The organism is Lysobacter xanthus, from assembly GCF_047159895.1.
Genome location: NZ_BAAGAB020000081.1, coordinates 1 through 9693 on the forward strand (window position 1 = coordinate 1; position 9693 = coordinate 9693).

At 70.6% G+C, this 9693-nt stretch carries 11 protein-coding genes and 1 pseudogene; 1 reads left to right on the top strand and 11 read right to left on the bottom strand.

What is annotated here, in order from left to right; genetic code table 11:
* The coding region (locus tag ACY35P_RS13805) for a pilin (RefSeq protein WP_462116417.1) at positions 1-392 on the bottom strand (392 nt) is incomplete at its 3' end.
* Positions 393-1325: 933 nt separating this feature from the next.
* On the opposite strand from ACY35P_RS13805, the gene ACY35P_RS13810 reads away from it, so the two are divergent.
* Positions 1326-2090 (top strand): helix-turn-helix domain-containing protein, encoded by a 765-nt coding sequence (locus ACY35P_RS13810; protein ID WP_462116418.1) that lies wholly within the window; start codon positions 1326-1328, stop codon positions 2088-2090.
* Between the two features lie 33 nt (positions 2091-2123).
* Here ACY35P_RS13810 and ACY35P_RS13815 read toward each other — a convergent pair whose 3' ends face one another.
* From ACY35P_RS13815 to ACY35P_RS13860, 10 genes and pseudogenes are all read right to left on the bottom strand, one after another.
* Positions 2124-2849 (bottom strand): sulfite exporter TauE/SafE family protein, encoded by a 726-nt coding sequence (locus ACY35P_RS13815; RefSeq protein WP_462116419.1) that lies wholly within the window; start codon positions 2847-2849, stop codon positions 2124-2126.
* Between the two features lies 1 nt (position 2850).
* A complete protein-coding gene (gene ccoS / locus ACY35P_RS13820) occupies positions 2851-3003 on the bottom strand; it encodes a cbb3-type cytochrome oxidase assembly protein CcoS (RefSeq protein WP_462116420.1) in 153 nt (50 codons plus the stop codon).
* Positions 3000-5387 carry a heavy metal translocating P-type ATPase gene (locus ACY35P_RS13825; protein ID WP_462116421.1) on the bottom strand — a complete coding sequence of 796 codons (2388 nt, stop codon included), beginning with the start codon at positions 5385-5387 and terminating at the stop codon, positions 3000-3002. Before ACY35P_RS13825 ends, ccoS begins: the two co-directional genes overlap by 4 nt.
* A 2-nt stretch (positions 5388-5389) precedes the next feature.
* Positions 5390-5890, bottom strand: a complete 501-nt coding sequence (locus tag ACY35P_RS13830) for a FixH family protein (protein ID WP_462116422.1) — start codon at positions 5888-5890, stop codon at positions 5390-5392.
* Positions 5890-7434 (bottom strand): 4Fe-4S dicluster domain-containing protein, encoded by a 1545-nt coding sequence (locus ACY35P_RS13835; protein WP_462116423.1) that lies wholly within the window; start codon positions 7432-7434, stop codon positions 5890-5892. Before ACY35P_RS13835 ends, ACY35P_RS13830 begins: the two co-directional genes overlap by 1 nt.
* Positions 7431-7727, bottom strand: a complete 297-nt coding sequence (locus ACY35P_RS13840) for a hypothetical protein (protein ID WP_462116424.1) — start codon at positions 7725-7727, stop codon at positions 7431-7433. The genes ACY35P_RS13835 and ACY35P_RS13840 overlap by 4 nt, the downstream gene beginning before the upstream one ends.
* 13 nt (positions 7728-7740) lie before the next feature.
* On the bottom strand, positions 7741-8667 hold the full coding sequence (gene ccoP, locus ACY35P_RS13845; protein WP_462116425.1) for a cytochrome-c oxidase, cbb3-type subunit III: 927 nt from the start codon (positions 8665-8667) through the stop codon (positions 7741-7743).
* Complete coding sequence (locus ACY35P_RS13850; RefSeq protein WP_462116426.1) at positions 8664-8804, bottom strand: cbb3-type cytochrome oxidase subunit 3; 141 nt, start codon at positions 8802-8804, stop codon at positions 8664-8666. The genes ccoP and ACY35P_RS13850 overlap by 4 nt, the downstream gene beginning before the upstream one ends.
* 3 nt (positions 8805-8807) lie before the next feature.
* Entirely contained in the window at positions 8808-9425 is a 618-nt protein-coding gene (gene ccoO / locus ACY35P_RS13855; protein WP_462116427.1) for a cytochrome-c oxidase, cbb3-type subunit II, read from the bottom strand.
* Between the two features lie 10 nt (positions 9426-9435).
* Positions 9436-9693 (bottom strand): annotated as a pseudogene (locus ACY35P_RS13860) (cytochrome C oxidase Cbb3); the annotation flags it as partial.

Here is a 9693-nt window from a genome sequence, read left to right on the forward strand (position 1 = left end):
GAGCCGCTGCCCACGCACTTCCACGTCGTGCCGACCGCGGAACCGTCGGCGCCGGCCGTCGGGGTGAAGGTCAGGACCGTGCCCTTGACCTTCGTCACGTCGCCGGTGACCGTGATCACGCCGGTCGCGTCCGCGCACTCAATCTTCTGCATGTTCGTGGTCGCAGCCGTCGTGCCGGTGCCCTTGCAGGCACCCGCGGCGATCGTGCCGCCGTTGTTCGCGATGTTCTCGGCGACCGTCGCCTTCATGCCGTCGGCCATGACGGCCAGCTCCGAGACGCGGGCGCGGATCGTGTAGTCCTGGTACGCCGGCAGCGCGATGGCGGCCAGGATGGCGATGATCGCGACGACGATCATCAGTTCGATGAAGGTAAAGCCCTGCTGCGTCTTCATGATGTTCTCCATTGCGCCATGAGCCGGATGAGCCGGCGCGCCGGAGAATCGGGCACGTCCTTGGCGACGGTGCACCCTCCCGTCACCGTTTTCGGTCGAGTGCCATGAAGTGTGACCGCGGTCAGTTTTATTTCGACGCCGACTGGCGTTAAGCGTCGCCCTCTGACCGTTCGACCTGCCGTCGAGGGTCCGGCGTTCGCGGCCACCCTCGCGAGGCGGTGGATCGAATAACCGAACCCCTCGGCGCGCGACTGCCGGGACTCGCCCAGCCAAGCCGGCAGGACATCCGGGCCCGTGCGGCGCGTGGTGAACGGCACGCTGTCGAGCGACCTACGGCACGTCCGACCGCCAGCCGCGCAAGGGCGAACGGCTGGCGTGGTCGCAGCGGGTGCGACGGCCGCTTCGGAACCTGCGGAGCCCAGCCGGACCCGTCGCCATGCGTCATCGCCGAACCGCGGCCTGCACGTCGTGCAATTTCATTCAGTTCAATCGCGCTCGGTTGTGCGATCGATGCGGTGCCGTCACGGCCCGGAAGACGACAAGGATGTGGATCGACGTCAGCGGTGCCGTGATGGTCGTGGCCGTGGCGGGGCTCTTGTACCTCCGCGTCAAAGGGCTGCTGGCGCACTGATCCCGGTATTCCGCGATTCCCCGGCAACTCCGGGGTCGACCCCGGTAACGGCGGTCGATGTGCGGCGGCCGGGAAAAAGCGAGGTGGGAAACGCGGGAAGCTCGGTAGATGGCGGGACTTTTAGCTGGACGTCCGATCAGCGATCGGTGGCCCCATCCATTCACCGCCCGCCATTCGTCACGCGTCGCGCCGTGTTGCAAAGAACCGCGACCATGGCGTCGGGCCGCGCCTCACGCACGGCTCAGCGCCGAGCCGTTAAGCTGCGCGCCATCGGCCTACGCCGCTTGCGACCGTCCCGCTCAATGTCGACCGCTCCCATCGACCTGCTGACCCTGCGGCGCGGCTGCGCGCAATGCTCCCTGCAGGAGCTCTGCCTGCCGGCCGGCATCGGGCGCGAGGACCTCGAGAAACTCGACGAGATCGTGAAGCGCAAGCGGCCGGTCGAGCCGGGCGAGCGGCTGTTCCACCAGGGCGATGCGATGGGCTCGGTCTTCGTGGCCCGCGACGGCGCGTTCAAGACCGTGCTGGTCAACGAGAACGGCGACGAGCAGGTCATCGGCTTCCATCTGCCCGGCGAGCTGATCGGCCTCGACGCACTGGGCACCGGCGAGCATCGCTGCGAGGCGGTCGCGCTCACCCGGTCGAACGTCTGCGAAGTGCCGTTCAACGATCTCTCCGGCGTCGCCGCGCGCGTGCCCGGCCTGCAGCGCCAGCTGATGCGCGTCATCGGGCAGAGCGTCGGGCGCGACCAGGACCATCGCGAGATCCTCGTGCGGCGCCAGGCGAACGAGCGCATCGCGCTGTTCCTGCATGGCCTGTCCGAGCGCCTCCAGAAGATCGGCGAGACCGGCGACCGGATCCGCCTTCCGATGAGCCGCGAGGACATCGCGCGCTTCCTCGGTCTCGCGCTCGAGACGGTCAGCCGCGGCTTCACGCGACTGCAGGAAGACCAAGTCATCTCCGTCTACGGCCGCAAAGTCGAGATCCTCGACATGGACGAGCTGGAACGCCTCGCGCACGGCAGCGACGGCCCCGGCGATTCGTCGGCGAAGAAAGCGCGGGCCTGATCACGAGCCGTCCGCCGAGGCGGCGGCGCGGCATCAACCCGGCGGCAGGCAGCCGAGCGCCTGCAACGGACCGTGCAGCGACGGCAGCACGTGCACCAGCCAGGGCGCCGCAAGGGTCAACACGCCGGCGAGCGCGACCACCGCGCCGACGGCGACCCGCAGCCGGCCCTGCAGCAGCCGCTTGCCGAGGTGCTGGCCCGACCACGTCAGCGGCAGCATCACCGGCAGCGTGCCCACGCCGAACGCCGCCATGGTGAGCGCGCCGTTCGCGGCGCTCGCCTGCAGCCAGGCGGCCGTGAGCAACGTGGTGCTGAGCCCGCAGGGCATCCAGCCCCACAGCGCGCCGAGCGCCAGACGCTTGCCCGAGGTGTTCGCCGGCAGCAACGGACGCTGCAGCGGCTTCAGGAAACGCCACAGGCCGCCGCCGAGGCTCGAATACGGCGAAGTCTGCACGGCGCCGCGCAGCAGGCGCAGGCCCACGACGAGCAGCACGAGGCCGGTCGCGACGCGCAGGGCGATGCGCAGCCACGGCAGTGCGGCCACCCCGACGATCGCGTGGCCGAGGCCGCCGGCGATCGCACCGGCCACCGCGTAGCCGAGCACGCGCCCGAGGTTCGGTTCGATCACGTAGCGCCAGCCGCTCCTCGGCGCCATCGCCGAGAAGCCGGTCGCGATGCCGCCGCACATCACCGCGCAGTGCCCGCTGCCGACGAGCCCCGTCAGTAGCGCGGAGGCCAGCGTGAGCCAGGCGATCGACACGTCAGTCGTGGCGCGGCGGGTCGTCGCGCAGGATGTCGATCGCCGCGGCGTCGAGATCGTCGAACTGGCCGCGCTTCACTGCCCACCAGAACGCGTAGACCGCGACGCCGAGCAGCATGAGACTGAGCGGGATCAGCAGCAGGAGGATGGTCATGCGGGCCTCCGGGCCAGGCGCAGGGCATTGAGGGTGACGACGAGCGAGGAGGCGCTCATCCCCAGCGCCGCGAGCCATGGTGGCACGAGCCCCATGACTGCGGCCGGAAGCGCGAGCACGTTGTAAGCCAGCGCCCACGTCAGGTTCTGTCGCACCACGCCCCGCGTGCGGCGGGCGAGGGCGATGGCCTGCGACAGGCGCGCCAGCGAGCGGCCGGTGAGGACGAAGTCCGCGGCACGCTGCGCAAGCGCGGCGCCGCTTCCGATCGCGATGGAGACGTCGGCGCCCGCCAGCACGGGCGCATCGTTGAGGCCGTCGCCGACCATCGCGACGCGACGCCCGGCCGCCTGCAGCCCACGCGTGTACGCCAGCTTGTCCTCGGGCGTCTGCCGCGCACGCGCCGCGTCGATCGAGAGGCGCTGCGCGAGGGCCTGTACGCGCGTCGCGGCGTCGCCGCTCGCGACGTGCACGCGCAGCCCTTGGCTACGCAGCCCAGCGATTGCCGCCGATGCATCCTCGCGCATCGCCTCGCCGATCTCGAAGCGCGCAGTGGGCTTCGCACCGTCGCCGAGCCAGAGCGCGCCGTCGTCCTCGCGGCCGGCCGCGAAGTCGGCGCGGCCGATTCGCCAGTGGCGTCCGTCCACGACGCCTTCCAGGCCCATCGCGGGCACCAGCCGCACGTCGCTTGCGCCCGGCGCGTCGATGCCGGCGAACGCGGTGGCGAGCGGATGGGTGCTGCCGTGCTCGAGCGCAGCCGCGATGTGCAACGCGGCGGGCTCGCCGATGTCGAATGCCTGCACGGCCGTCACCTGCGCCGCGCCGTCGGTGAGCGTGCCGGTCTTGTCGAAGACGATGTCGGTCGCGCGCGCGAGACGGTCCAGCGCGTCCGGACGCGTCGCAAGCAGGCCGATGCGGGCGAGGCCGCCATGCGCCGCGGCGAGCGCCGCGGGGATCGACAGCGACAGCGCGCACGGGCAGGAGATCGCGAGAACGGCGAGCGTCACCTCGAGCGCGCGCGTCGGGTCGTGCAGCCGCCAGCCGACGAACGTGGCGAGCGCCACCAGCAGCATCGCGACGACGAAGACGCCGGCGATGCGATCGGCCACCTGCGCGAGGCGCGGACGATGCGCCTGCGCCTGTTCGACGAGCCGGGTGAGTTCGGACAGCCGCGTGTCGGCGCCGATGCGGTCGATGCGCACGCGCGCCGGGCGGTCCCGGCAGAGGGTGCCCGCGTACACCGCCTCACCGGCATGGCGCGCGACCGGATGCGCCTCACCGGTGAGCAGCGCTTCCTCGAAGCGCGCTTCGGCGTCCAGCAGCACGCCGTCCGCCGGAACGGGCTCGCCGGCCGCCACGTGCGCGACGTCGCCGACGTGCAGCGCGGCGACGGGAACCGATTCGACGCCGCCGTCCGCGCGCTCGCGCGTGGCGAGCACCGGTCGAGCCCGCGCGAGTGCATCGACCTGTGCATTGGCGACGCTGCGCGCGCGTTCCTCCAGCGTTCGCGCGACCAGCAGCAGGAAGACGAACATCACCGCCGCGTCGTACCAGACGTGGGGCCCGCCCCGCAGCGTCTCGACGACGCTCGCGGTATAGGCCAGCAGCGTCGACGTCGCGACCAGCACGTCCATCCCGAGGCGGCGATGCCTCAGCTCGCGCCATGCGCCTTCGAGGAACGGCCAGCCGGCGTAGAACACGACCGGCGTGGACACGAGGAACGTGATCCAGCGCAGGAAGTCGCGCGTGGCGTGCGCCATCGAGCCGGAGGTGTCGAGGTAGAGCGCCTCGCCGAACATCATGGCCTGCATGGCGCCGAGGCTCGCGATGCCGATCCGCAGCAGCGAGCGGTTGCGCGCGCGGCGGCGGGCCTCCTCGTCGCGCGTGCCGCCGGCGAGGTAGGGCCGGTAGCCGAGCAGGGCGAGGCGCCGCAGCGGCGCGCTCAACACGGTCTTCGCCGGATCCCACGTCAGTCGGATGCGCCCGGTGACCGCGTTCGCGCCGACGTCGACGATGCCGGGCTCCCGCGCCAGCGCGCGGTCGATGAGCCAGGCGCAGGCCGCGCAGCGCATGCCGTCGGTGACCAGCGTGATCTCGCGCCCGCCCTCCACCGTGCGTGCATGGCCGGCGATGACGTCTTCGCGGTCCCAGACGGCGAAGTCCGCCGGCTCGGTGCCCACGCGCGAGGCGTGCTCGCTGCGCAGGCGGTAGTAATCGTCGAGGTTGGACTCGCGGATCCATTGCGCGGCCGCCGCGCAGCCGTCGCAGCAGAAGGCCCGCGCGGCGCCGTCGACCTCGACGTGGGCCGGGGCGTCCGGCAGCGGCTCGCCGCAGTGCCAGCACCCGGCCGCCGCGGACGTCGCGTCCGGGGCCGCGCGCAGGTCCACGGTCAGTCCGCGCGCCGCAGCGCCGGCTGCAGGAGCACGGCCTGCTGCCCGGTCGGCAGCCGGCCGAGGATGCGCCAGCGCCCGTCGACGGGCTCGAGCCGCACGTTCCACTCGTTGCCGAGGTCGACCGCCTGTTCGGCACGCCAGCCGGTCTCGGTCGGCGCGAGCGTGAGCACGCGATCGTCCGCGGCGCGCGCCGGATGCAGCAGGCTGAGTTTCATCGGCGCCTTGCGGTCGAAGTCGCCCTTCACCGGGATCACCTCGACGGCGCCCTTGGCCACGCGCACCACCGCGCTGTAGCCGCGCTGCTGCGCGAGCGCATCGGGGCCGAGGTCGGCCACCTGCATCTGCGCCGTGCGCTGGACCTTGTCGACGATCGCGTCGTCGGAGTCGCGGTTCGCGACCACGACGAGGCCGATGCCGAAGATCATCGACAGCACGGGCAGGCCCACGACGAGCCACATCACCGGGTTCGACCACTTGGAGCGTTCGCGCTGTTGCATCACATCGGTCCGAAGAAACTGCTGTCGACGGTTTCCTCTACGGTACCGTCGGTGGACTCGACGACAAAACGCAGCGGATGGCGGCCCGTGGCGGTGCGGGGCCCGTGCACGATGACTTCGACCGGCAGCACGTCCTGCGCCTTCACCGTGACCGCGGCGGGATCACGCAGCGCGAGCCCGGCCGTCGCGCCGGCCAGGCGGATGCGGTACGTCTGCGGCCGGTCGCTCTTGTTGGCGAGCTTGAGCGTGTAGCCGTTTTCGATGCCGTCGGCGACCTCGCGGTAGAGCGCGTTGCGGTCGCGCAGGGCTTCGACGATCAGCGGGTCGCGATGCATCACGCCCCAGCCCCAGGCGACGGCGAGCCCGAGCAGCAGCGTGCCGTAGACGAGGATGCGCGGACGCGCGATGCGCGAGGGCTTGCCGTCCACCGCGTTCTGCGTGGTGTAGCGGATCAGGCCCGTCGGATAGCCGACCTTGCCCATCACCTCGTCGCAGGCGTCGATGCAGGCGCCGCAGGCGATGCACTCGTATTGCAGGCCGTTGCGGATGTCGATGCCGGTGGGGCAGACCTGCACGCAGATCGTGCAGTCGATGCAGTCGCCCAGCTCATCCGGCGCGAACTTCGGCAGGGGCTCGGCGACCACGCCGGCGCCGCCGAAGGTGATGGTGCCTTGGGCGCCCGTCGCGGCCGCCGCGGCGGTCGGATGCAGCGCCGCGCGGACGACGTAGTTGTCGGCGGCCGCCTTGTCGAGCAGGCCGCGGGCACGCTCGAGCACGCTTGGAAGGCCGCGCTTGCGCGGGCCGCGTGGTTCCCCGCGCATGGGCTCGTAGGCGATGATCAGCGTGTTGTGATCGAACATCGCGCTCTGGAAGCGCGCGTAGGGGCACATGTACTTGCAGACCTGCTCGCGCAGGAAACCGGCGTTGCCCCAGGTGGCGATCGCGTAGAAGAAGACCCAGAACGTCTCCCAGCCGCCCCAGGCGAACGGGACGATGCGGCCGGCGAGGTCGGTGATCGGAGTGAAGAAGCCGACGAACGTGAAGCCGGTCCAGAGCGCGAACGCCGCCCACAGCAGGTGCTTCGCACCTTTGCGCAGGAGCTTTTCGCGCGTCCACGGGCCGGCGTCGAGCTTGATGCGCTTGGCGCGGTCGCCTTCGGTCCACTTCTCCATCCACAGGAAGACTTCCGTCCACACCGTCTGCGGGCAGGCGTAGCCGCACCACAGGCGCCCGGCGAGCGCGGTGAAGAAGAACAGGGCGAGCGCCGCCATCATCAGCAGCATGGCGAGGAACAGGAAGTCCTGCGGCCAGAAGGTGAGCGCGAAGACGTAGAACTTGCGCGCGGGCAGATCGAACAGCACCGCCTGGTGGCCGTCCCAGCGCAACCACGGAAACACGTAGAACATGCCTAGCAGCCAGGCCACCGCGGCCACGCGCAGGCGCGCGAGCGTGCCCGTCACCGAGCGCGGATACACCTTGCGCTCGCTGACGTAGAAGCCGGTCGATCCGTCGTCGACCATTTCCAGGGGGATGGAGCGGCTCATCGCGACTCGTTCGGCAGCGGCCGGTTGAAGCGGCTCGCGGGCCGCAGCAGGATCCAGGTGAACAGGCTCGACGCGCTCGTCGCGAGCCAGAACGTGAAGAAGCCCAGCGTGTAGCCGAGCTCCCGCGTGAGCGGGAGCCCGGGGAACGTCATGTCGCGCAGCACGAGCGGGTCGACGTAGGCGAAGAACACCATCGTCGCCACGCCGGCCGCGAAGAAGCTCGGCCAGAGGATCGCGCCGATCCGCTGCGCCATCGGGCGCGGCGGGTGGTCGAACACGGGCTGCTGCGACATGAGGTGCGTTCCCTTACTTCGCGGCGACCTGCGCCGGCTTGTTGGACAGCGACCAGACGTAGGCGGCCACGAGGCGCGAACGCGTCTCGCCGAGCAGCGCACGGTGCGCGGGCATGACGCCGTGGCGACCGTTGGCGATCGTCTGCGTGATCTGCGCCTTGTCGCCGCCGTACAGCCAGTAGCCGTCCGTGAGGTTCGGCGCGCCCATCGCGGTGTTGCCCTTGCCGTCGGCCCCGTGGCACGCGACGCAGACGCCCTCGTAGAGGGGCTTGCCCTGTGCGGCCATGAAGTTGTTGTCCAGGCCCTTCGGATCGGACAGCGAGGCGACGTAGCTCGCGACGTAGTCCACCGCGTTCTCGCCGCCCATGCCGGTCAGCACCTTGCCCCATTCCGGCATCACGCCCTCGCGGCCGTCGAGCACCGTCTCGAGCACGCGATCGGGCGTGCCGCCCCAGTGCCAGATGTCGTCGGTCAGGTTCGGATACCCGATGGCGCCCTTCGCCGACGAGCCGTGGCAGCCCGAGCAGGTGTTCGCGAAGATCGAATGGCCGATCGAGACGGCGTGCGGATCCCGCGCGATCACGTCGATCGGCTGGCCTTCGAACTTCGCGAACGCGGTGTTGAGCTTCGCGTCCTCCGAGGCCTTCTCGGCGTCGTGCTCCTTCGCCGACGTCCAGCCGGCGTAGCCCTTGAGCCCGCCGAGTCCGCCGTACCACACGAGGTAGGCGATCGAGAACACGATCGTGATGTAGAAGAGGTTGATCCACCACCGCGGCAGCGGCTTGTTGTACTCGGTGAGATCGTCGTCCCACACGTGGCTCGTGTCGGTCGGCTTCGGATCGCCCGGACGGCGGCGCGCCGTCCACCACAGCAGCCAGACGCAGCCGGCGATGTTGAGCACCACCAGCGCGATGATGTACCACGACCAGCCCATGCTCATCGTGCGTTCTCCTCGATATCAATCAGCGGAAGGCGGGCGGCCGCGTCGAACTCGGCGCGACGCGCGGGCCGCCAGGCCCAGATCCAGCCCGCGATGAACAGGACGAGCAGGATGGCGGTGACGATGCCTGCGACCATGGCTCAGCCTCCCCTCGGTGCGTTCTTGCCGAGGCCCTGCAGGTAGGCGACGACGGCGTCCAGCTCGGTCTTGCCGTCGACCGCCTGCGCCGCGCCGGCGATGTCGGCATCGGTGTACGGGTCGCCGATCGTGCGCAGCGCCTTCATGTGGTCGGTGATCGTCGCGCCGTCGAGCTTGTTCTCCTCGAGCCACGGGAACGCCGGCATGTTCGACTCGGGCACGACATCGCGCGGCTGGTTGAGGTGGACACGGTGCCAGTCGTCGGAATACCGGCCGCCGACGCGGGCGAGGTCCGGCCCGGTGCGCTTGGAGCCCCACTGGAAGGGATGGTCGTAGACGGATTCGCCGGCCAGCGAATAGTGGCCGTAGCGCTCGGTCTCGAAGCGCAGCGTGCGCACCATCTGCGAGTGGCAGTTGTAGCAGCCCTCGCGAACGTAGACGTCGCGTCCGGCGAGCTCGAGCGCGGGGTAGGGCTTGACGCCCGGCAGCGGCTGGATGGCCTCGGCCTGGTTCATCAGCGGGACGATCTCGGCGAGGCCACCGAAGGAGACGGCCACCGCGATCAGCATGGCCATCAGGCCGACGTTCTTTTCGACTTTCTCGTGTGCGTGGTTGCCCATGGCGGCGTCCTCAGGCGCGGGCCGGCTGCAGCGCCGGCGCGGCGGCCGGCATGCGGCCGGCGTTGATCGTCTTCAGCACGTTCCAGCCCATCAGCAGCATGCCGCTCAGCACGAGCAGGCCGCCGCCCAGGCGGATCAGGTAGTACGGGTACGTCGCGTTCAGGCCTTCGACGAAGCTGTAGGTGAGCGTGCCGTCCGGGTTGGTGGCGCGCCACATGAGGCCCTGCATCACGCCGGCGATCCACATCGCGACGATGTAGAACACGAC